The organism is Actinomadura sp. HBU206391 (assembly GCF_014323665.1).
GTDB lineage: Bacteria > Actinomycetota > Actinomycetes > Streptosporangiales > Streptosporangiaceae > Actinomadura_C.
Genome location: NZ_JABVEB010000099.1, coordinates 1 through 21614 on the forward strand (window position 1 = coordinate 1; position 21614 = coordinate 21614).

General features: G+C 70.8%; 20 protein-coding genes and 1 pseudogene. 5 read left to right on the forward strand and 16 right to left on the reverse strand.

All coding sequences use genetic code 11. The features are described 5' to 3' along the window. Window positions 1-740: 740 nt before the first annotated feature. The 3 genes from HKK72_RS24005 to HKK72_RS42320 all read right to left on the reverse strand — a co-directional run bounded on the left by HKK72_RS24005 (window position 741) and on the right by HKK72_RS42320 (window position 3717). Window positions 741-1535 carry an SGNH/GDSL hydrolase family protein gene (locus tag HKK72_RS24005; RefSeq protein WP_261987124.1) on the reverse strand — a complete coding sequence of 265 codons (795 nt, stop codon included), beginning with the start codon at window positions 1533-1535 and terminating at the stop codon, window positions 741-743. Between the two features lie 230 nt (window positions 1536-1765). Beyond that, window positions 1766-2428 carry a response regulator transcription factor gene (locus HKK72_RS24010; RefSeq protein WP_315987414.1) on the reverse strand — a complete coding sequence of 221 codons (663 nt, stop codon included), beginning with the start codon at window positions 2426-2428 and terminating at the stop codon, window positions 1766-1768. Further along, window positions 2425-3717, reverse strand: a complete 1293-nt coding sequence (locus tag HKK72_RS42320; protein WP_315987415.1) for a sensor histidine kinase — start codon at window positions 3715-3717, stop codon at window positions 2425-2427. Before HKK72_RS42320 ends, HKK72_RS24010 begins: the two co-directional genes overlap by 4 nt. A gap of 219 nt (window positions 3718-3936) precedes the next feature. Between HKK72_RS42320 and HKK72_RS41305 the strand changes: the two genes are divergently transcribed. Next, complete coding sequence (locus tag HKK72_RS41305; protein ID WP_315987416.1) at window positions 3937-4731, forward strand: ABC transporter ATP-binding protein; 795 nt, start codon at window positions 3937-3939, stop codon at window positions 4729-4731. Continuing rightward, window positions 4728-7289, forward strand: a complete 2562-nt coding sequence (locus HKK72_RS24025) for an ABC transporter permease (RefSeq protein WP_187236678.1) — start codon at window positions 4728-4730, stop codon at window positions 7287-7289. The genes HKK72_RS41305 and HKK72_RS24025 overlap by 4 nt, the downstream gene beginning before the upstream one ends. Before the next feature lie 25 nt (window positions 7290-7314). On the opposite strand, the gene HKK72_RS24030 is transcribed toward HKK72_RS24025, so the two are convergent. The 9 genes and pseudogenes from HKK72_RS24030 to HKK72_RS24060 all read right to left on the reverse strand — a co-directional run bounded on the left by HKK72_RS24030 (window position 7315) and on the right by HKK72_RS24060 (window position 15722). After that, entirely contained in the window at window positions 7315-8238 is a 924-nt protein-coding gene (locus tag HKK72_RS24030; protein ID WP_222721062.1) for a glycoside hydrolase family 5 protein, read from the reverse strand. Window positions 8239-8295: 57 nt separating this feature from the next. Then, window positions 8296-11214, reverse strand: a complete 2919-nt coding sequence (locus HKK72_RS24035; protein WP_187236679.1) for an SAM-dependent methyltransferase — start codon at window positions 11212-11214, stop codon at window positions 8296-8298. 204 nt (window positions 11215-11418) lie between these two features. Continuing rightward, window positions 11419-11748 (reverse strand): hypothetical protein, encoded by a 330-nt coding sequence (locus HKK72_RS24040; RefSeq protein ID WP_187236680.1) that lies wholly within the window; start codon window positions 11746-11748, stop codon window positions 11419-11421. Then, the gene (locus tag HKK72_RS42845; RefSeq protein WP_410050337.1) at window positions 11679-11954 is read right to left on the reverse strand and encodes a hypothetical protein; all 276 of its coding nucleotides are present in this window, start codon (window positions 11952-11954) and stop codon (window positions 11679-11681) included. The genes HKK72_RS24040 and HKK72_RS42845 overlap by 70 nt, the downstream gene beginning before the upstream one ends. Before the next feature lie 16 nt (window positions 11955-11970). Next, window positions 11971-12438 (reverse strand): hypothetical protein, encoded by a 468-nt coding sequence (locus HKK72_RS24045; protein WP_187236681.1) that lies wholly within the window; start codon window positions 12436-12438, stop codon window positions 11971-11973. Window positions 12439-12549: 111 nt separating this feature from the next. Continuing rightward, window positions 12550-13428 carry a carbohydrate ABC transporter permease gene (locus HKK72_RS24050; RefSeq protein WP_315987417.1) on the reverse strand — a complete coding sequence of 293 codons (879 nt, stop codon included), beginning with the start codon at window positions 13426-13428 and terminating at the stop codon, window positions 12550-12552. After that, the gene (locus HKK72_RS40055) at window positions 13425-14381 is read right to left on the reverse strand and encodes a carbohydrate ABC transporter permease (protein ID WP_222721063.1); all 957 of its coding nucleotides are present in this window, start codon (window positions 14379-14381) and stop codon (window positions 13425-13427) included. Before HKK72_RS40055 ends, HKK72_RS24050 begins: the two co-directional genes overlap by 4 nt. A 57-nt stretch (window positions 14382-14438) precedes the next feature. Next, window positions 14439-15467: pseudogene (locus HKK72_RS24055) on the reverse strand (ABC transporter substrate-binding protein); the annotation flags it as partial. Between the two features lie 12 nt (window positions 15468-15479). Continuing rightward, window positions 15480-15722: a hypothetical protein gene (locus HKK72_RS24060; RefSeq protein WP_187236683.1), complete on the reverse strand. Its 243-nt coding sequence runs from the start codon at window positions 15720-15722 to the stop codon at window positions 15480-15482. Window positions 15723-16060: 338 nt separating this feature from the next. Between HKK72_RS24060 and HKK72_RS24065 the strand changes: the two genes are divergently transcribed. Next, window positions 16061-17035 (forward strand): acetylxylan esterase, encoded by a 975-nt coding sequence (locus HKK72_RS24065; RefSeq protein WP_187236684.1) that lies wholly within the window; start codon window positions 16061-16063, stop codon window positions 17033-17035. A 71-nt stretch (window positions 17036-17106) separates the two neighbouring features. Here HKK72_RS24065 and HKK72_RS24070 read toward each other — a convergent pair whose 3' ends face one another. From HKK72_RS24070 to HKK72_RS24085, 4 genes are all read right to left on the reverse strand, one after another. Beyond that, complete coding sequence (locus HKK72_RS24070; protein ID WP_315987418.1) at window positions 17107-18039, reverse strand: sugar kinase; 933 nt, start codon at window positions 18037-18039, stop codon at window positions 17107-17109. Further along, window positions 18021-18941 (reverse strand): pseudouridine-5'-phosphate glycosidase, encoded by a 921-nt coding sequence (locus tag HKK72_RS24075; protein WP_187236685.1) that lies wholly within the window; start codon window positions 18939-18941, stop codon window positions 18021-18023. Before HKK72_RS24075 ends, HKK72_RS24070 begins: the two co-directional genes overlap by 19 nt. A 97-nt stretch (window positions 18942-19038) precedes the next feature. Then, complete coding sequence (locus HKK72_RS40060; protein WP_222721064.1) at window positions 19039-19554, reverse strand: class I tRNA ligase family protein; 516 nt, start codon at window positions 19552-19554, stop codon at window positions 19039-19041. Window positions 19555-19954: 400 nt separating this feature from the next. Continuing rightward, the gene (locus tag HKK72_RS24085; RefSeq protein ID WP_187236686.1) at window positions 19955-20938 is read right to left on the reverse strand and encodes a 2-dehydropantoate 2-reductase; all 984 of its coding nucleotides are present in this window, start codon (window positions 20936-20938) and stop codon (window positions 19955-19957) included. Window positions 20939-21156: 218 nt separating this feature from the next. Between HKK72_RS24085 and HKK72_RS24090 the strand changes: the two genes are divergently transcribed. Then, a complete protein-coding gene (locus tag HKK72_RS24090) occupies window positions 21157-21324 on the forward strand; it encodes a hypothetical protein (protein WP_187236687.1) in 168 nt (55 codons plus the stop codon). 1 nt (window position 21325) lies between these two features. Next, window positions 21326-21614, forward strand: a 289-nt coding sequence (locus HKK72_RS24095) for an aldehyde dehydrogenase family protein (protein WP_187236688.1), incomplete at its 3' end; no start/stop codon positions are given.

Sequence of the window (21614 nt, forward strand, 5' to 3'; positions counted from 1 at the left end):
CGACGCCCTGCTGCGCGGTGCACCATTAGGGGCACAGATCAGGGGGCACGAACAGCGGCGCGCAGCACGCCGACGGCACGGCGGGTGAGTCAGCGAGTGACCGGGTCGGGGGCCTTCCGTTCATTTGGACGGCGCGAAGGCCGTCCGAGGTCATGCCATAACCCACCGTGGCCGCGGGAGGGCGCCGCGTATTGCTGAATACCCATATGTCATCGCATTACCGGGCATCGCGATTGTCCAATGACGGCGCCGGGTAACGCCCCGGGTACCGGTAGGAACGCGGTGCCGTCCCCATGGATGGACATCACCGCTCTGAGTGCGATGCGGCCGGAGACACCTTCATGGGGGGTACGTCATGTACCAGACCAGAAAGCTGCTGACCGGACTGGCTCTCACCATGCTCACGGCGGGTGGCACCGCGCTCACCGCTGAGAGCTCCGCCGCCTCGGCACCCAGGGCGGCCACCGCGCCGGCCGTCGAGGCAGGTGCCTTCGACCGCGCGACAGAGACGGCGGCGGGCTGTCGCCGGTGCAAATGGCGGAAGAAGTGCAACCGCAAGGGGCACTGCTGGAGGGAGAGGCACTGCTGGTGGGACCGGCACTGTCGGCGACGGTGACCGAGCAGCGCGACCTGAAGTGCTGACCCGACCCGAAGACACGTGAAACGGCCGGGGGCGGACATTCGGCGATGTCCGCCCCCGGCCGTCGATCGAGCACTTCGCGAGCAGGGCCTAGCGCGGATCAGATCGTCGAATTGAGAGCCGCGTAGTAACCGCTGCGCTGACCGAGGGCGGTCGGGTGATAGGAGTGCTCGATCGGAAGGGTGACCGCGTTCAACCATCCGTCCGCGCTGCACAGTTCGTGACCCGAGAACTCGTCGCGCACGCCCGAGAGCGTGAAGCTCGCCCGGCCACTGGCGCTCGCGATGACGCTGTCCAGCAGATCCGCCGCGCCGTTCAACGCGTTCCGCTTGGTGTTGCTGAGCCCGACGCACACGCTCACGATCTTGTAGAGCCGTGGATAATCGAGCACCACGACGCGTGCGTTCGGCGCCTTGGACCTGATCGCCCCGTAAACCGAGTCGAGCCGGCCCGGCAACTGATTCGTCATGAAGCTCTTGGCGGTATTGACCGCACTGATGCACGTGGAGTCCGAGCTCAGCACGCATGTTTGCATCACGTTCGCGAATCCCGCGTCGTTGCCGCCGACCGTCACGGTGACGAGCGTCGTACCGGAGCTCAGGGCGCCGAGCTGGCCGTTCATGACCGACGTCGTCGTCGCTCCGGAGCACGCCGCGAATTGGAATGACGTCGGCGAGTTGGCGTTGGCCCACAACTTCGGATACGCATTATTGCTGCGTTTGCAGTTGCCACTGGCGGAGTCGTAACTTCCCGCTCCGAGACCGGAAGCGTAGGAATCGCCGAGCGCAACGTAGTTGACCTCGGCAGCAGCTGCGGATTGGACGGAGGTGGCCATTACTGCGGTGATGGTTACCGCGCAGACAGCGGTAAGCGCGACGGGGCGGGGAACGCGCATCAGCTCTCCAAAGGGGGGAATTGGAGGTACAGACTCACTTATACATCGGAATTCCGTTACTGAGGAGTAGCTGATTTATTCGGCTATTTTGGCATTGTTTGCCGTTGACGCGATTGGTTTATCGTGCGGGGTTCCACATCCCGTCGGACGGGCGTGCGCCGGAGTGTGCCGCCGAAAGGCCCGAGAGTCTCATCCGGCTTTCCGGATTCGCTGCTTCGGACGTCCGGAGGTCAGCGTGCGACCAGGCCGGCCTCGTAGGCCAGCAACCCCGCCTGAGTGCGGTTGGCGCACTGCAGCTTCACCAGGAGCCGGGAGACGTAGCTCTTTACCGTCGCCTCACTGAGGTGCAGGCGCCAGGCGATCTTTGCGTTGGACAGCCCCTCGCCGAGGCAGGCGAGGACCTCGGCCTCGCGTTCGGTGAGCTGGGCGACGAGGGCGAGCCTGCGGTCGCGTTCGGTCTCGCGGCCGGTGGCGAGCGTGAGCAGCCTGCGGGTCGTGGCCGAGGACATCACCGTGTGACCATCAGCGGCGACGCGGACGAGTTCGGTCAGATCCTCCGGGGGCGTCGACTTCAGCAGGAAACCCGCCGCTCCGGCGCGCAGCGCGCGGATCACATAGCGGTCGGCGTCGAAGGTGGTGAGCACCACGACGACCGGCGGATCGGGCAGCGTGTTGATCCGCTCGATCGCCGTCAGTCCGTCCACGCCGGGCATCCGCAGGTCCATCAGCACGACGTCGGGCCGGTGCCGGACGACCGCCTCCACGGCCGCCGCGCCGTCGTGGGCCTGATCGATGACCTCGATGTCGTCGCACGAGCCGAGGATGGTGGACAGATGAGCGCACACCATGGGCTCGTCGTCGACCACCACCACCCGGGTCGGCTCACGCTTCACGTCACGGGCTCCACGGTGCCAGAGGCTGGAATGTACGTCGGCAGTATCGCATCGACGCGGAACCCGCCCTCGTCGTCCGGCCCGGTCTCCAGCCGGCCGCGGACCAGTTCGACCCGCTGTCGCAGGCCGAGCAGCCCGGTGCCGGACCCCGCGGACGTGAGGTCGGCGTCGACGGCACGGACCGGAGCGGTGTTGCGCACCGTCACGCGGAGCTCGTCGGCGCTCCGCCGCACTAGCACCCGCACCCGCGCCCCGGGTGCGTGCTTGTGCACGTTGGTGAGGGCCTCCTGCACGATCCGGTACGCGGTGCGGGCGACCACGGGGGCGACCAGCACCGGATCCCCCTCCTCGACCAGCTCTACGGGCACCCCGACGGCCTCGGACTCGTTGATCAGCGGCTGGAGGTCGGGGATCGGCGTCCCCTCCGCCGCCGCCTCGGCGGGATCGCCGTCCGAGTCCTCGGCACGGCGCAACAGGCCCACGACGTCGCGCAGTTCCTCGAGAGCCCTGCACCCGGTGATGCGCAGATCCTCGGCGGCGCTCCTGGCCTCCTCGTCGCGTGCGGACACCCGGAGCGCCCCCGCCTGGACCACCATGAGCGTCACCCGGTGGGTCACCACGTCGTGCATCTCGGCGGCGAGCCGGGCCCGCTCGTCGGCCCGTGCCCACTCGGCCAGCAGATGCCGCTCTCGCTCGGCCCGTTCCGCCCGCTCGACCAGGCCGCGCAGGACCCGCCGCCGCGCGACGGAGTACATGCCGATGAGCGCTCCCCCGGCCACGAACACGACGCTGCGGAACGCTACCGCGAAGGGCGTGTCGGCCCCTTCCGGTGCATCCACCCCAGCGTCCACCACAGGCAGCACCTGGCCCACGAGCAGCCCGTTGGCCATCAGGACGGTGACCGGGATCCAACTGCGCCAGCGGCGGCGATGCGCTTCGGTGAAGGCCATCGCACCGTAGGCGGCGAACGCGCCGGCCGGCGGCCAGAGCAGCAGCGGAGCGAGGCGGTAGGCGTCGCCGTCGCGCACCAGCGATCCCGGCGCCACGAGCTCGGCGAGCGGGAGCACGGTCGCGATGCCCGCCGTGATCCACGCGACCGCGAGCGGCGCCCTGCGGCGCCAGAGCAGCGAGAGCGCCGCCGCCACGAGCACGGCCGCCGTCACCCCGCCGTACGGCCGCAGCGTCGCACGCGCCCCCGTCAGCGCGGCGAGGCTCAACACCACCGCGAGGAACGTCACGACCACGTCGAAGACCAGGTTGCGCGGCGACGTGACCGTGGGGAGTCTCACGCCACCACAGTACGGATCGCCGTCGCCGCCGCCACGTGTAGCGGGCCGGCCCGGTTCACATCGATACGAAAGTCGCATCTCCACGGCGAGGACGCGACTTTCGTAGCCCTCACTCGGCCCTTTGTGCGCTGCTGCCGACCGCCCGGCTTCGGCTGCAATCGAGAACAGCGAACTCGGCGGGCCGCTCCACGCCTGCCCATCCATGGAAGAGAGACGCACGTGACCGACACGACGTCCACGGCCCTCGGAGCCGGCCCGGCCGCACCGCCGATCGAGGCCGCCGCGCGCGCGATCCACGTCCGCAAGTCCTACGGCACCGGAGACGCCGCGGTGACGGCCCTGGACGACGTCACCGTCCGCATCCCGCAGAGCCGGTTCACCGCCGTCATGGGGCCGTCCGGGTCCGGCAAGTCGACTCTGCTGCACTGCATGGCGGGACTCGACAAGGTGAACGCCGGTCAGATCTTCATCGGCGACGTCGAGCTCTCCCGGCTCGGTGACCGGGCGCTCACCCGGTTGCGGCGCGACAAGGTGGGCTTCGTCTTCCAGGCGTTCAACCTGATCCCCACGCTGACCGCGATCGAGAACATCACCCTCCCCCTGGACATCGCCGGCCGCGCACCCGACCGGCGGTGGCTCGACGACATCATCGACGCCGTCGGCCTGCGCGACCGGCTCGGGCACCGGCCGGGTGAACTGTCCGGCGGCCAGCAGCAGCGCGTCGCCTGCGCCCGCGCGCTGACCGGTCGTCCCGAGATCATCTTCGCCGACGAGCCCACCGGCAACCTCGACTCCCGCTCGGGCGCCGAGGTCCTGTCCCTCCTACGCGACTCCGTCCACGACCTGGGCCAGACCGTCGTCATGGTCACCCACGATCCCGCCGCGGCGGCCTACTCCGATCAGGTGCTGTTCCTGTCCGACGGCCGCGTCGTCGACCGGATGGCCGGCCCGACCGCCGAGGCGGTGCTCGAACGGCTGAAGGGCTTCGAGCCGGCCGGCGGGAGCACGCGATGATCCTGCTCAAGCTCGTCCTGCGCGGTCTGGCCGCGCACAAGCTGCGCCTCGGGCTCACCGCGCTCGCCGTCGTCCTCGGCGTCGCGTTCGCCTCCGGCGCGATGATTTTCTCCGCGACGATGGACGAGACGGTCGCCCGCCTGTTCTCCGACCAGGGCGAGGGCACCGACGTCTTGGTCCGGGCCAAGGAGGTGGTGGACCCCGAACTCGGGGACACCGCCGCCGAGAGGCCGATCACCGCCTCCCTCGTCGAGACCCTTCACGGTGTGACAGGTGTCGACAAGGTCCATGGCTCGGCCGCGGGATTCGCCGCCGTCCTCGACCGCAGCGGCAGGCCGGCCGGCGCCACTCCCCGGATCGGCCTGGGCTGGACCGACGACCCGGACTTCTCGATCCACCGGCTGAGGTCCGGGCGCGGCCCCCGAGCACCGGGCGAGATCGCCCTCGACGCGGCCACCGCGAAGGAGACCGGCCACCGGGTCGGCGACCGGGTCCGGGTGGCGTTGCGCACGGAGAGCCAGAGTTTCACCCTGACGGGCGTCTTCACCGTCGGCGACTCCGGCGCCGGCGCCTCCACCTCGATGGTGGCATTCGAGCCGGCCACCGCACAGCGCCTGCTGATGGAACGGCCCGGCACCTATCGTCAGATCGCCGTGCACGCCGAGCAGGGCGTTCCACAAGAGCGGCTGCGCGACGCCGTGGCCGTGGCCCTGCCGAGCGGGCTCGAGGCCATCACCGGCGCGCAGGCCGTCGACGAGAAGGTCGACACGGTCAGGGACATCCTCGACGTAGTCGGGACGTTCCTGCTCGGCTTCGCCGCCATATCGATCTTCGTCGGCTCGTTCATCATCTTCAACACGTTCTCCATGCTGGTCGCCCGGCGAACCCGTGAACTCGCGCTGTTGCGCGCCGTCGGCGCGTCGCGCCGTCAGGTCGCCGCAGCGGTGCTCGGCGAAGCGGCGGCGGTCGGCCTCATCGGCTCGACGCTAGGGCTCGCGCTGGGCGGCGCAGTGGCGATGGGCCTGCCCGGGGTGTTCCGGCTGCTGGGCCAGGAGTTGCCCTCCCGCGGGCTGACGGTCCCGTCATCGGCGGTCCTGTGGGCCTACGCGATCGGAACGGTCGTCACCGTGGTCGCGGCCTACCTCCCCGGCCGCCGCGCGGGCCGGGTGCCGCCGGTCGCCGCGATGCGGGATGGCGCCACCTCTCCCGGGCGGTCATCGCGGTCGAGGCGCATCGCGGGAGGCCTGGCGGGGATCGCCGGCGCGGTCCTGACCACCGCCGGGCTCACCGGTGCGGGCGACGCCTCAGGCGACACGGCGCTCGCACTCGTGGGCGCCGGAGCCGCCGGGATGTTCCTCGGGGTCATCCTGCTCAGCCCGATCGTGAGCGGACCGGCGACCCGGGTCCTCGGCTGGCCCTTCGCCCAGGTCTTCGGCGTCACCGGGCGGCTCGGCCGGCAGAACGCTCAGCGCGACCCGAGGCGTACAGCAGCCACGGCGTCCGCGCTCATGGTCGGTCTGGCTCTCATCGGCACCGTCTCGGTCATCGCCGCGTCCCTGGCCGCATCGGTGAACCGGCAGCTCGACGCGACTCTGCCGGCGGACTACCGGGTGACCTCACAGGGTTCCGCCCCCTTCGCGCCGGAGGTCCGCGACGCCGTCGCCCGCACTCCCGGGGTGGAGAGCGTGGTCGTGACGCGGCAGGCCCGTATCGCCCTTGCCGGCAGGACGCGCACGGCCGCCGCCGGCGACCCACGGGAACTGGCCGGTCTCCACCGCCTCGTGCTCGAAGAGGGCACCACGGCACTCGCCGCCGACGAACTGCTGATCAGCCGCGGAACGGCCACGTCGAACGGATGGTCACTCGGCACCACGATCCCGGGACGGTACCCGGACGGGGTCACGGCCGGCTTCCGCGTCGCGGGCGTCTACGCCGACGTCCGCACCATCCTCGGCACCGTTCCAACGACGATCATCAGTGCGGAAGGCTACCGCGCCCACGACCGGACCACCTTGATCGACGAACTCGCGATCGTCATCGCCCCGGAGGCGAAGACCCGGGCCACCCGGGATGCGCTCGAATCCGCCCTCGCACCCTGGTCGGCTCTGGAGCTCCAGGACCGGCAGTCCATCAAGGAGGAGAGCGGCGGCTTCATCAACGTGGTCCTGACCCTGGTGCTGGTCCTGCTGGCGTTGTCGGTCGTCATCGCCGCCCTGGGAATCGTCAACACCCTCGCGCTGTCGGTGCTCGAACGGACCCGGGAGATCGGGCTGCTCCGCGCGGTCGGCATGCAGCGGCGCCAGCTCCGCCGGATGATTCGCTACGAGGCCGTGGTGATCTCCACGTTCGGAGCACTGCTCGGCGTCGGCATCGGCGTGGTGTTCGGCTGCGCCGTCCAGAACGTCCTCGCCGACGACGGGGTGGAGGTGCTGTCCATCCCCTTCACGCAGCTCGGGTCGTACGTCCTCGCCGGAGCCGGCATCGGGGTCGTCGCCGCGATCTGGCCGGCCGGGCACGCCGCCAGGCTCGACATCCTTCGTGCCATCTCCGCCGACTGACCCCGCACGGCGCAGGGAGGGCCGGTCATCGCGGCAGCAGTGCCCGTCTCAGCGGCTCCCGCCAGGCGCCCGTACGGGGATCGAAGGCGCCGAAGTCGGAGCCGAACTCCCAGTAGGCCCAGCCCAGGCCGAGTCTCTCCGCCTCCGACCGCACGAAGGCCGTCCAGTTCGCACGCGAGGCCATGTCGGCCTTCGAGTAGGCGCCGAACTCACCGATGAACATGGGGCGGCCGCGCTCTCGCGCCCACGTCGCGGCCTGCGCCAGATCGCGGCGCACGGCCGCCCGGTCGGCGTCGCCGCTCCAGGTCGTGCCGAGCCAACGATCGGCGCCCCCGACCCAGTCCGCGCCCTGGTGGGTGAACTCGAACGGAGCGTAGTAATGGATGGTGACGAGCAGGCGCCCGTCCTCGGGGAGTTCGAGCTCGGGGAGCGCGCCGAGGTCGTTCATCCGTGCCGGCCCGATGAGCACCACGCGGTGCGGGTTCGACTCGCGGACCACGGCGAGCGCCTTCGCCAGGAGGCCGTTCCACCGCTCGGCGGTCATCTGGTCGCGCGGCTCGTTGAGCAGCTCGAAGTGGAGCCGGTCGCCCAACGCGGCGTAGCGCGGTGCGATCTGGCGCCAGAGCGCGAGGAACCGCCCCTCGTGCTCGTCCGGCGCCTCGCAGAGCTCGTCGTAATGATGGACGTTCAGCACGACGTCGAGGTCCCGGCCGATGGCGTGGTCGATCGCCCGGTCGACGTGTTCGAAGCACTCGGCGGAGATCCTGTAGGGCGCGGACTCGGCGGCGTGCGCCGACCATTTGACCGGCAGCCGGACGGTGTCGAAGCCGGCCTCCCGCACCTCGTCGAAGTGCCGCTCTCGGAGCCGGAGGGCACGCTCACCGCCTTCGGGCGCGTCCAGCGCGTTGCCGAAGTTGATCCCCCGTCCAGGCCGCCCATCAGAGATCAAATCCGGGGCTCCCGCCTTCGGGTGAACTGGACCTGTGCGTGACGACGCTGACGAGGGTCAGGTTACCCGGCCGATGCCGCCGGCCAGGTGGATGCGCCGGGTGTCCGCCGAGGCCCGTCCGCCCTCGTCGGCCACGTCGACGAGGCCCGGCGGATCGAGCGCGAGACCCGTGAACAGGTCCTCGATCCGTCGCGGGACGCGGAGCCGCTCACCGCCGGACTCGTCATTGGTCGTCGCGGCGAAGTTCAGGCCGCCGGAGCCCAGGGTGCCCCGCGCCGCGTGCGAGATGACGATGAGCGACCCCGGGTGGAGGAGTTCGCCGAACCCGGCCACCGTGCGGCGCGCGTCCTCGTCCGACACATAACCGAGCACCCTCGTGAACAGCACCGCCACCGGCCGGCCGACGTCGATGAGCCCACCGGCCCCCGCCTCCTGGAGGATCTCGGCCGGCCTGCGCATGTCCGCTCTGATGACCCTCGTCCGGCCGTCCTGGGTCAGCAGCGCCTGGCTCCGTCGCACCACGTCCGGGGCGTTGTCGACGTAGAGGACGCGCGCGGCGGGCGCGAGATCGTGCACGCAGTCCCGTCCCGGCATGCCGGTGCCCACGTCGATGAACTGGTCCATCCCGCCGGCGGAGAGCTCCCGCACCGTACGCCGGATGAAGTCGCGGTTGTGCCGCTCCAGATGGCGGGCGGGGGTGCGGGTCTCGAGCACTCTTTTGATCGTGGCCAGCAGCACCGTGGCATTCGGCAGCGGCGTCGAGGCGGCGGCGTCACCCGAGGTCTCGCCCGGGGTGGTGAGGGCGGCGATGTACCGATCGATGCCGCGCGCCTCGCCCCTGGTGTACCCGCTCTCCTGAAGGGTGCGTTCGAGGTCGGCGTCGGCCACGACCGCGGCCGTGACGCCCCACCTCTCCGACCGCTCCAGGGAGACGAAGTGCCGGTACAGGAGCGTCAGTGTGGGCAGCCGGTAGTTCCAGAGCATCCGCGGCCGCTCGGTCAGCAGCAGGGCCCTGAGCATCCACTGCTCGATGTCCCCGGCGATCCGCCCGATGTCCCGGCCGGGCGAGCGTTCCCGGAAGGGCTGCGGTGCACCGGCAGTCGCCTCGTCCCACAGCGCGGCCAGCCGGCCCGCCAGCTCCCGGTCCCGCTGGCTCCAGGTCGGCAGCCCGTCACCGCGGATGTCGCCGGTCGCGGATCTGAATCTGTCGAGTTCCATCGTGGAGGAGTCGCGCAGGTAGGAGAGCACCTTCTCGTAACGACGGCGGAACTGCGCCGAACTGATGTCACGGGCACGCCGTACCGCCCAGACGGCGGCTCCGGCCGTGCCGACCACGCCGAAGGCCAGCGTCACCGCGAAGACGATCGCGGCCCAGCGCCAGGGGCCGACCATCGGCTCGGTGCTCTTGATGTTGAGGATGAAGTCGAGCACGGCGACGATCGTGACCGACGCGACCGCGAGGCTCAGGCTGAAGCTGCCGCGCTGCAGCACGTCCAGTTCACGGACCCGCCGCTCGTCGAAGGCGTGGGCGATCGAGTTGAGCAGATCCTTGTACTGCTCGTTCACCCGCTGGGCGTCCTTGGCCACGGCGCCGCTGAGCCTGCGCAGACGGGAGAGCCGGGCCATCTGCGCGAGTGACTCGCCGATCCCCATCGTGGGCGCCGCCAGCGGCTGCTCGGCGACGCGCTCGTCGACGAGGTCGGCGAAGCCCTCCTCCAGTTCGTCGACCTCGCTCCTCAGCGCCTCGACATGGCTGACCAGGTCGGCGAGATCGGCGACACCCTGCAACAGGGTCTGGTGGACCAGGGCGATGGCCCTGTGGGCCTTCTCCAGCTCACCACGCCGGCGGATGGGCAGATGCAGGGCGAGGGCGTCCCACAGGGTGGCGGCCTCACGGGCGACGCTCTCGTAGACCCGAACGTGAGTACGCCATACCGAGAGGTCGTCGTCGACGCCGTGCAGTTCCAGCGCCGCCGCCGCGGCTCGTGCCTCGAACTCGGTGAGCGTCGTGACCACCTGCCGGTAGGCGTCGTCCTTCGGCACGCTCCCGTTGCCGGCGTGTGATCCGGGCAGCACCAGGTAGACCGGCCGCATGGTGACGTGATCCTTCGACGGATCGGCGAGCTCCCTGCGCAGGTGCCGTGACACGAGCACATTCCCGTTGATGACGCTCATGGCCACGCCGCTGTCACCGGGCCCGCGGTCGATGAGCGGCCGGAACAGGCCTTCGGCGACATCGGGCCGGTCCAGATGCTTCGGCGGATCGCTCTGCGGCCGCGCGAGGGTCGCCACCCAGAAGACCGGCGGCGCGTACTCGCGCCCCCAGACCAGCGTCGTCGTCGGGCCGAAGTGCTCCTCGACCAGGCTCCGGGTCGCCGCCGCCGCGTGGTCTTCGAGGGCCGCGCGCAGCTCCGAGATCCGGTGCAGCCCGACCGTCGGCGTCGGCCCGCCGGCGCCCGGCGGGTGCCACGGCGGTCGCACCAGCCAGAAGCTGAACCCCAGATGGACGCGGAATCCGCCCGTGTAACGGAGGAACCGCACGTCCAGCGCGGTCCACGGAGGACGGTCCACGCCACCGCCGTTGCCGGGCTCCCGGTCCGGTGACCGGTCGCGGAACACCTCGGCGGTGCGCTCGGGGTCGCACAGCACCCGAAGCCGCCGGGACACGAGGGTCTCCTCCTGCGCCGACGGCCGGTCGACCATCTCCTCGACGGCCGAGAGCCGGCCGGCGAGTCCCTCCAGCCGCTCATGCGCGTCCGCGCCGCCGGTCCAGTCCGCCTGCCGCACCGCTCCGTCGGCGGTCACCGCGAGCCAGGAGGCGCCGCGGCCGCCTTCGACCGGACCCAGCAGCGTGCCGGCCAGCCGGGCGAGCGCATCACAGGACTCGCGCGTCGGAGGCCACTCCCGCCAGGCGGTCGACACCAGGACGAGCTGGCGTAGCGAAGACCTCGTGAACCGCGCCCCGAGCGGGCTCATACGCCGTCGGCGATCGCCGGGAACGGCCCCATCCCGAACGAACTCGTCCGTATCATCGATCGCCTCCAAGTCCCGTCGCCACGCGGCAGACCATCGGTTCACGAAGCAGTCTTGTCACGGACGGTAACCCGGACCTGACCACGACGAACGACGCCGAAACCGTAGGCCGGCTACGTCAGATGAACGGATCTCCGCGCCAGGGGGTCACGGATCGGTGATCGAATCGCCGACGAGGGCGAGGCACTGGATGGCCGACAGCCCGTACAGCGCCGTGGTGTTGGTGGAGACCCAGGTGGCCTCGTCGGACGGGTTGAGCGTCGTGGTGAGCCGCTCCGACCGCCACGGCAGCGAGGGGCCGTAACCGTCGCCGGTGTAGAAGTCGGTCCAGGCGCGCCTGCGCAACGCGTCGCTGTCGAGCCGCACCGCGGCGTAGGCGGTCAGCCGGGCGTGACCCTGTTTGAGGATCAGCGAGCCGAAGGCCGCGCCGCACTCTCGGCGGCGGAGGCGCCCGGGGCCACCGCGTGCGCGCTCCATTTCAGCGATCCGTCCGGCCAGTATCGGGGAGGGACGCGAGCGGCGCCGCCGCTCCGACGGCCATTCCTCTGAGAACGTTTCGTCGGCTGACGTCGGACATGGTCGACACACCTCCGTGCGTGGATGAACGTGCATGGAACGTGCGTGGATGGACGTGGGCGGGCGGGTGTCGCGCCCCGAGTCGCGAGACCGGTCGAGCGGTTCAGGCCCTGCGGACCTCGTTCAGGCCTGCGTGGCGGCTCCGGTGACCCGCGCGTCGACGGCGACGGCGGCGAGGACCAGCTGGCCGAGGGCCAGTGGGATGACGACGGGAAAGGTCCAGCAGACGACGGCGGCGGCCACCACGGCGAAGGCGAGAAGCGCGGTGCCGTACGGGTCCGCGCGGGCGGCCTCGGCGCCGCCCCGCCACAGCGACGTCCAGGTGGCACCGAGCCGCCAGAGCGCGGCGGCCCGCAGACCGACCGCGGCGGCGCCGGCGGCGATCAGCAGGATGAGCGGGCCCAGCACCTGATGCCCGGGCAGTCCGGCCCGTACCGCCGCCCAGTCGAAGACCAGCACCACGGCCGGCACGACCGGGACGGCGAGGCCGGCCGGGCCCGTCCGCGCCACGGCTCGCAGCCGGCGACAGTAGGAGCGCACCCCGACCGGCGTGTGCTCGCGGTCGGCGAACAGAGCACAGCCCGCCGTCACCGCGGCGAACCCGGTGACAAGGCAACGCGGCGACGAAGACCAGCACGCCGAGCAGCAGCGACTCGGCGAACATCGCGAAACGGCCGGCCGGGTTCAGCATCGGATCACCTTTCAGCCCTTGAGTCCCGAGGTCGCCAGCCCCTGCACCAGGAAGCGCTGGAAGGCGGCGAAGAACAGCAGGATCGGCAGCAGGGAGAGCACCGACAGCGCGAACATCGGGCCGAAGGCGTTGACGCTGTCCTGCTGGTCGATGAACAGCCGCAGCCCGAGGGGCAGCGTGTAGTTGTCCGGTGTGGACAGGTAGATCAGCTGGCTGAGGAAGTCGTTCCACGTCCAGATGAACGTGAAGATCGCGGTCGTGATCAGTGCGGGTTTGAGCAGCGGCAGCGTGATGCGGGTGAAGATGCGGATCGACCCGCACCCGTCGATGCGCGCCGCCTCGTCGAGCTCCCGCGGCAGTTGCCGGATGAACTGCACCAGCAGGAAGACGAAGAAGGCGTCGGTGGCGAGGAACTTCGGCAGGATCAGCGGCCAGAACGAGTCGGTCATCCCGAGCTTCTGGAAGATCGTGTACTGCGGGATGAGCACGACGTGCAGCGGCAGCATGATCGACGCCAGCATGAAGGCGAACAGCGGCGTGCGCAGGCGGAACCGCAGCCGGGCGAAGGCGTACGCGGCCAGCGAGCAGCTGATCACATTGCCGGCCACCGCGCCGCCGGCGACGATCGCCGAGTTGACGAAGAACCGCCATACCGGTGCGCCGCCGAGCTCGCCGGTCACCAGGGAGTAGTTGCCGAACTCCCAGTGCTCGGGCAGCAGGCTCACGCTCGTGGCGATCTCAGCGCTCGGCTTGAACGAGCCGGCGACCAGCCAGGCGATCGGGTAGAGCAGGACGCCGAGCAGGCCAAGGATGACCACGTGCCAGACGACCCGGCGGACGCGACGCGACCGCACCGGGTCGCGGCCCGGTGAGGTGACGGTGGCCGTCACGATTCCTCCCCTCCGTAGTGCACCCAGGACCGCGCCGTACGGAAGATGAGCGTCGTGATGAGTGCGATGCCGAGCAGCAGCAGCCAGGCCATCGCCGAGGCGTAGCCCATCTTGAACTCGAGGAATCCCTTCTGCCACAGGTAGAGCGTGTAGAACAGGGTCGAGTACTGGGGGCCGCCGGTGCCGCCGCTGACGATGAAGGCGGCGTTGAACACCTGGAAGGCACGGATGGTGTCGAGCACCAGGTTGAACAGGATGACCGGTGAGAGCATCGGAACCGTGATCGACCAGAACCTCCGCCACCATCCGGCGCCGTCCACGGCCGCGGCATCGTACAACTCCTGGGGGATCTGCCGCAGCCCGGCGAGGAAGATCACCATCGGCGCGCCGAACTGCCAGACGCCGAGCGCGACGAGGGCGAGCAGCGCGGTGCCCGGCTGGGTCAGCCAGCCGTCGGTGCGGATGCCGACGGCCGACATGACCTGGTCGAATGTTCCGTCCCGGTCGAAGGTGGCGCGCCAGACGAGCGCGAGCGCGACCCTGGTGCCGAGCAGCGACGGCGCGTAGAACGCCGAGCGGTAGAGCCCCTGCGCGCGGCTGGACCGGTCGAGCAGCATGGCGACCGCGAGCGCCGCCACCAGCTGGATCGGGACCGACAGCACCACGAACTTCACCGTCGCCCACACCGCGTTGAGAAAGTGCGTGTCCTCGGTGAACAGCCTCGTGTAGTTGTCGAGGCCGACCCACCGCGGCGTGGTGAAAAGGTCGTAGTCGGTGAACGAGAGGTAGAGCGAGTACAGCATCGGGCCGACGGTCAGCAGCACCGCGCCGGCGACCCAGGGCGACAGGAACAGGTAGGCGATGCCGGGCCGCTCACCGCTCTCGCGCCGCCCGCGCCGGCGGGCGGGGGCCGGCGTCGTCCGGCCGGTCCGTTCCAGGGTGGGGACTGCCATGAACTCTCGCTTCCGGCAGGGGCCCCGGCCCGCGAGCCGGGGCCCCTGGCCTCGGGGTCATCCCGCCAGGGCCTGCCGTGCCTCGGACATGTAGCGCTTCGCCGCGTCGGCCGGGGACGCCTTGCCGAAGACCACGTCCTCGTAGACCTTCGCGAAGGCCAGCGTGCACGCGCTGGCGCCCTTCGGCGGTGCGGGCGGGCCGGGCTTGACCTTGTCGGCGACGCTCTGCTCGAAGTCGTAGACCAGCTTGGACTCGGGTGGCAGCGATGGGGCGATCGCCGCGCGGGTCTTCGTGTTCGCCGGTACGCCCCTGGCCATCCCGAGGATCTTTCCGGCCTCGGGGTCGTTCATGACGAAGTCGGTGAGCTTGAGCGCCGCGTCGCGGTGCTTCGAGCGAGCCGAGACGCTCAGCAGCATGGGCGGCTCGGAGTACTGCCCGAGCTCCGAGCCGACCTGCGGCCACGGAGCCAGTTTGAACTCGCCCCCGCGTGCCTTGAACGCACCCGGAGCGATGGTGCTGGCGGGAGTGAACTCCGCCGCGGAGATTCGGCGGACCCACGGGGAGCCCTTCGGGTTGGCGGCCGGGTTGGCCTCCGGCGGGGTGAACGCTCCCGCCTTCTGGAACCTCTGGGTCATGCCCCACCAGGTCGCGACGTCCTGCTCGGTGTAGCCGAGAGCGCCGTCGGCGGCATAGAGGCCCTTGCCCTGCTGGCTCAGCCAGACCTTGAACCACGACTCCTCACGGCCGGGGTCGCTGAACGCGACCTTGCCGCCGGTGCTCTTGGAGATCTTCACGGCAGCGGCCAGGTAGTCGTCCCAGGTCCAGCCGAGCTTCGGCTCCTCGGCGTCCGCCTTCTTCCAGACGGCGGGGTCCCACTGAAGGACGGTCGTCGTCTGGCCCAGCGGCAGCCCGTACAGCTTGGCGCCGACGGTGCCGAGGCCCATGAGGTGCTCGGCCAGGTCGGCGGTCTGGATCTGCTTGCCCACGTACGGCTGGAGGTCGAGCAGGGCGTTACGGTCGGCGTACTCGCGCACGTGCCGGTCGCTCATCTGGAGGACGTCGGGAGCGTTGCCGCCGCCGGTCTCGGTCGCGAGCTTCTAAAAGTACGAGTCGTAGATCGCCGTAGTGGTCTCGACCTTGATATCCGGGTTCTTCCGCATGAAAAGGGCGACGGCCTCGTTCGTGATCTTCGCTCGATCGTCGTTGCCCCACCAGGCGAACCTGATCGTGGTCTTACCGCCGCCCTCGCCACCGCCACCGCAGGCGGTGAGCGCGGCGAGCATCCCGGCGCAGAGCACGCCGGCCAGCAGCCGGTGCACCCGCCCTCTGCCCTTGTCCATGCCGTGGGTCTCCTTCTCCAGATGAGTAAGCGCTTTCCTCTTCATGCTGGGGCGGCCAGAGTGGAAGTTGTCAGAGTCCGGTAGGTGCGCCGGCCGGGGCTCAAGCCCCGCCGTCAGGCGACACCGGGCATGCGTCCGCTCCTTCGCGTGGGATCTCGCCTCACGACCTCAAGCTGTGTTACGCCTGCTTTACCGGGGATTAAAACGTTTCTCTACGGAGCGCACAAGACCCCATTCGCCGGCCTCCCCCCAGGGCTCGGGACCCGGCCGGGCCATCGCCGATAATGCCCCCAGCGACGGGTCCGCCACGCGACGGTCCCCATCCGACGGGAGACACCATGTTCATCGACATGCCCCTTGACCAACTGCGCGACTACCGCCCACCGAGGCACGAGCCCGCCGAGTTCGGGGCGTTCTGGGACCGCACGCTCGAAGAGGCGCGCAAGCACGATCTGGACGCCGTCTTCACCGAGGTGGACACCGGGCTGTCGCTGGTGCGTTCCTACGACGTCGGCTTCGCGGGCTTCGGCGGCCATCCGATCAAGGGCTGGCTGATCGTGCCCGCGTCGGCCACCGGTCCGCTGCCGTGCGTGGTGCAGTACATCGGGTACAACCGCGGCCGCGGCGTCCCGCAGGACTGGCTGCTGTGGCCGGCGGCCGGGTGGGCGGTGTTCGTGATGGACTCGCGCGGCCAGGGCGGCATCCGGCAGTCGGGGGACACCGCGGACCCGGTGGGAGGCACCGGTCCCATGGTGCCCGGACGGCTGACGCACGGCGTCCTCGACCCCGACGACTACTATTACCGGCGGCTCTACACCGACGGGGTCCGCGCGGTCGAGGCGGCCCGCTCCCACCCTCTCGTGGACGCCGACCAGATGGTCGTCGCCGGCGGCAGCCAGGGCGGCGGCACCGCGATGGCCGTCAGCGCGCTGGTGCCGGGTCTGCGGCACGCCTTCATCGACGTACCGTTCATGACCCATATCCGGCGGGCCTGCGAGATCACCGACGCCGATCCCTACGCCGAGCTCGGCCGGTTCCTGCAGACGCAGCGGCACCTGGTGGACCAGGTGTTCACGACCCTCGACTACTTCGACGGGCTCAACTTCGCGGCCAGGAACACCACACCCGCGCTGTTCTCGGTGGGGCTGCGCGACGCGATCACCCCGCCCTCGACGGTCTTCGCCGCCTACAACCACTACGCCGGCCCCAAGGACATCAAGGTCTGGCCGTTCAACGAGCATGAGGGCGGCGAGTCGGCCCAGTCCGCCGCACAGCTCCAGATCGCCCGCGAACTGCGAGGGGACGCTCGCTAACGATCGCCCGGGCTGGATCGGCCGGTCTCGCCCGGCGGATCCAGCCCGGCCATCACGCCGAGTAGAACGTTTTAGTGACGAGGTGCGCCCGCGGGCCCGCCCGGCGCCGGACGGCCGCCTATCCGCGAGACGGCCCGCCCGCCCGTGCGGCAGCCGGCGGCGACCGCGTCGCGGTCGGAGGCTCCGCCCAGGCGGGCGGCGAGGAAGCCGGCTGCGAACGCGTCCCCGGCACCGGTCGAGTCCACCACCTGCGAGCGTGCGGCGGGCACCGGGAGGGGCTCGTCTCCGTCCCTTGCCAGGATGGCGCCGTCCGCGCCGAGCTTGACGACCGCCAGCCCGTAGCGGCCGCCGAGATACGCGGCCGCGGCCGCGGGGTCGGGAGTGCCGGCCAGCAGCAAGGCCTCGTCCCGGTTGGGCAGCAGGACGTCGGCCTCCGCCGTGGCGTCGAGGAACCGGCGCACGCCGAACCGGGCGAGGAACCCGGTCGAGGCCGGGTCGACACTGATCGTGACACCGTGCCGGCGGGCCCGTGCCATGGCCAGCCGGACCAGCTCGGCGCCGGAGTCGGTGAACAGCGTGTACCCGGACACGTGCACGTGCGCGACATCGTCCAACAGGCCGTCGTCCCAGTCGCCCGGGCCGATGAACCCGCCGGCGCCGCGATCGGTCAGCATCGTCCGCTCGCCGGTCGGGTCGACCATGACGACGATGGTGGCCGTCGGCCGCTCATGGTCCAGCCGCAGGCACGGCCGCACGCCGGACCGCGCCAGGTGCGCGCGGTGCCAGGCCCCCGAGTCGATCCCGACCCGGGCCAGCATCCGGACCTCCGTGCCGAGCGAGGCGGCCCAGGCGGCCGTGTTGGCCCCCGACCCGCCGGGCCGCACCTCGATATCGGCCGGCGCGTCGGTCACGCCGTCCGGCCGCGCGTCGTGCAGCACCAGTACGTCGGTGACGACGTCGCCGACGACGAGGAGTCCGCCCCCGTTCAGCCTTCCGCCCAGCAGGCCGCGACCTCCGCCGCGAGCCGCACGTTGCCGCGCACGGCGGCGAGATTGGCCTCCAGCGAGGCGCCGCCGGTGTGCCTCATCAGATAGTCCAGGAGGAACGGTGTCATGGCCTGGCCGGTGACGTGCTTGCGCTCGGCCGTCGCGAGCCCGTCGGTGAGGACGGTGTCGTGCAGGTCCGGGTCGAGCTGCTCGCTCTCGGGCACCGGGTTGGCCACGATCAGCGCCGTCTCAGGTCCGCCGAGCAGGTCCTGTGCGCGCATGACGCCCGCGATCTGCCCTGGCGAGTCCAGGGTCCAGTCCACCGGTTCACCGGAACTGCTCAGATAGAAGCCGGGGAAGGTCTCGGTGCGGTAGCCGGCCACGCTCACGTTCAACGTCTCCAGCCGCTGGAGCGTCGCCGGCACGTCGAGGATCGACTTCACGCCGGCGCAGACCACCGTGATCCGGGTGCGGCTGAGCACGTCGAGGTCGGCGGACTCGTCCCAGTTGGACAGCCACCCGCGATGCACGCCGCCGAGACCACCGGTGGCGAACACCCGGATGCCGGCCAGCGCCGCCAGGGCGGCCGTGGCCGACACCGTCGTCGCGCCGCTCGCTCCGGTGCCGAGCGCGGTGGGCAGGTCGCGGCGCCCGAGCTTGCGCAGGTCGGTGTCGGAGGCGACCCGGCCGAGCGCCTTCTCCTCCAGCCCGACGTGCGCCACCCCGTCGAGCACCGCGATCGTCGCAGGCACCGCTCCGCCGTCGCGGACCAACTGTTCGAGTTCGCGCGCCACCTCGAGGTTGCGTGGCCGGGGCAGCCCGTGCGCGATGATCGTGGACTCGAGCGCCACCACCGGGCGGCGACGCTCCAGGGCATCGCTCACCTCGGTGGACAGCCGCAGATCAGGAATCGCCGACATGGGCCAGACCGTAGGGCACCAGGTGGCGATATGTCGAAACCGGACACTGAGATCATCACCACGCCCGGATTCTCCGGCCGGGATCTCGGCGGCTCCGCTAGCGTGCCAGGACGTTCGCGATCCTGCCCGCGGCGATGACCAGGCGCTGCACGGCCAGGCCCTCGGTGTACCGCGCGAAGTCCGCATGCGCCCTCAGCAGCCGCTCGATCTCCTCCTCCCCGGCATGTGCCGGAACGTCCATCGTGAAGCGGGTCCTGCCGTTGATCTGAACCGGCAGGTCGATGGCCCGCTCGGCGGCGAGAGCCTCGTCGGCCACGGGGAATGGCGCGTAGGTCAGCGACTCCTCGTGGCCGAGGCGCTTCCACAGTTCCTCGGCGACGTGCGGCGCGAGCGGCGCCACCATGAGGACCAGCGGCTCCGCCAGCGCACGTGGCGTCACCCCGTCCCTCGCCACGATCTTCGACGCGTGCGTGGTCAGCTCCGTCAGGCGGGCGATGGCGGTGTTGAACCTCAGCCCCTCGAAGTCCTTGCGGACGATCATGCAGCACGGCGTGCTCGCCACCGCCCACGTACAGATCGACACCGCCGTCGCCGTCACCAGAGCCGCCGTCACCGGAGCCGCCGCCGTCCTGGGCGGCGGCCGGAGGGACCATCCAGTAGCGCTCGACCTCGGGATCGACGAACGCCCGGTCGTTGGTCGGGTCGAGGTAGCGCAGGTAGTACCAGCACGACCCCGCCCACTGCGGCATCGTGTTGAGCTCACGGCGATAGCGCTTGGGCCCGTCCCCCAGGTCGAGTTCGACGGTCCACCACGTCTTGGCCCTGCCCAGCGGAGGCACCGGTTCGCCGGCCTCGTCCTACTCGATCTCGTCCGCAAGGCGCGCGTCATAGCGGAACGGAGGCGATCCGCTCTCGGTCACCGCTCCGGCGAGCGTTCCGCCCGGCTCACTCTCATTCAACCGGCTCATCGGCCACGACCCTCGATCATGGTAGCGGGGCGGACGGGGAAACGGCTACCAGGCGTAGAGGCCGCGGACCCGGGCGTTGAGCCGGGTGAGCCCGAGCAGCGCGTCGACCATCGGCGTCGGCTCGCCGACGGCCTGGCCGATCTCCCGCGCGACGGTCAGCAGCGCGTCGATCTCCAGGGGCTTGCCGGCCTCGGCGTCCTGGAGCATCGAGGTCCTCATCGCGCCGAGCCCGCGGGTCACCGCGTTGCGCTCCGCCGGGCTCTGCTCGATCGGGCAGCCGATCTTGGCTCCGATCCGGGCCGCCTCGGCCATCACCGCCTGGCAGAAGCCGTTCACCAGCGGGTCGTCGAGGATCAGATCCGACGTGGCCCCGGTGAGCACCGACACCGGGTTCATGGTCATGTTGCCCCACAGCTTGTACCAGACATCGGCTCTGATGGAGGTCGACACGGTGGGCTCGAGCCCGGCCGCGCCGAGCAGGTCGGCGAACGCGGACACCCGTTCGGTGACACTGCCGTCCGGCTCGCCCAGGATGAACCTCCGGCCGGCTCCGTGCTGCACCACCCCGGGCTCTGACACGCTGCACGCGGTGTGCACCACGCAGCCGATGACCCGCTCCGTCTCGACGGCGGCGGCCATGGCGCCGCCGGGGTCGGCCGAGGCGGGCCGGAGCCCATCCCACGGGCCGCCGATTCCGTCGAAGAACCACCAGGGCACGCCGTTCATGGCGGCGACGACGATGGTCTCGGGACCCAGCAGCGGTGCGATACGGGCCGCCACGTCCGGCAGCGCCGGGGCCTTCACCGCGATCACCACGACGTCCTGCGGGCCGAGCTCGGCCGGTTCGTCAGTGGCCCGGACCGGTGCGGTGATCAGGCCTTCAGCGGTGCGCAACCGCCAGCCGTGCTCGCGAAGAGCGCTGAGGGTCGCGTTCCGCGCGACCGCGCTCGTGGCGCACCCGGCCACGGCGAGGTTCGCTCCGAGATAACCGCCGATCGCGCCGGCTCCGACCACGCACACGCGCGCCATGTCCGCCACCCTGGCCCCTTCCCGACTGCCTCCCGCCACCTTCGCAGAACGTCATTGCGCCCACTGCGGCGGGGCCGATCTCCCGGTGCCCGGGTCTTGGTGACCGCTACCCGGCCCCGCCCGTGGTGGTCCTCAACGACCCCACCCGTGGCGTCGACGTCGGCGCACGAACCGAGATGCACCATCTTGTCCGGGGCCTTGCGGAGGATGAAAGGATAGTGATTGTCTCTTCAACTGATCTGACCGAACTGGTCGAGCTCTGCGACCGGGTCGCCGTCTTCCAGCGCGGCCGGATCGTGGACACGCTCTCGGGCGATGGGCTGTCCGAGCAGGAACTGAGCCTGGCCATGGACGCGGGGTTCGCGACCCCCGAAACCGGAGGATGACATGTCACTGCTGGATCCGAAGGTCTGGACCGGATCGATCTTCAGCGGCGGCTGGACGAGCTCCTCCGGAGGAGACGCCGCGGTCGTGGAGCCCGCGACCGGGTCCGAGATCGGCCGTACGGGCATCGCGGACGAGCGGGACGTCTCGCGGGCGGCCGAACAGGCCGCCGCCGCACAGCGCGCGTGGGCGGAGACCTCGTTCGAGGAGCGGGCCGCCGTGCTGCGGCGCGCCGGCCGGCTGTTCGAGGAGGCGGCCGAGGAGATCCAGTGGTGGATCATCCGTGAGTCCG

Coding starts and splice junctions, on each gene's coding strand:
- HKK72_RS24005 (WP_261987124.1), bottom strand. CDS start 1,535: ATGCGCGTTCCCCGCCCCGTCGCGCTTACCGCTGTCTGCGCGGTAACC.
- HKK72_RS24035 (WP_187236679.1), bottom strand. CDS start 11,214: ATGAGCCCGCTCGGGGCGCGGTTCACGAGGTCTTCGCTACGCCAGCTC.
- HKK72_RS24085 (WP_187236686.1), bottom strand. CDS start 20,938: ATGGCGCGCGTGTGCGTGGTCGGAGCCGGCGCGATCGGCGGTTATCTC.
- HKK72_RS24060 (WP_187236683.1), bottom strand. CDS start 15,722: ATGGACAAGGGCAGAGGGCGGGTGCACCGGCTGCTGGCCGGCGTGCTC.
- HKK72_RS24040 (WP_187236680.1), bottom strand. CDS start 11,748: ATGGAGCGCGCACGCGGTGGCCCCGGGCGCCTCCGCCGCCGAGAGTGC.
- HKK72_RS24075 (WP_187236685.1), bottom strand. CDS start 18,941: ATGTCGGCGATTCCTGATCTGCGGCTGTCCACCGAGGTGAGCGATGCC.
- HKK72_RS24065 (WP_187236684.1), top strand. CDS start 16,061: ATGTTCATCGACATGCCCCTTGACCAACTGCGCGACTACCGCCCACCG.
- HKK72_RS24025 (WP_187236678.1), top strand. CDS start 4,728: ATGATCCTGCTCAAGCTCGTCCTGCGCGGTCTGGCCGCGCACAAGCTG.
- HKK72_RS40055 (WP_222721063.1), bottom strand. CDS start 14,381: ATGGCAGTCCCCACCCTGGAACGGACCGGCCGGACGACGCCGGCCCCC.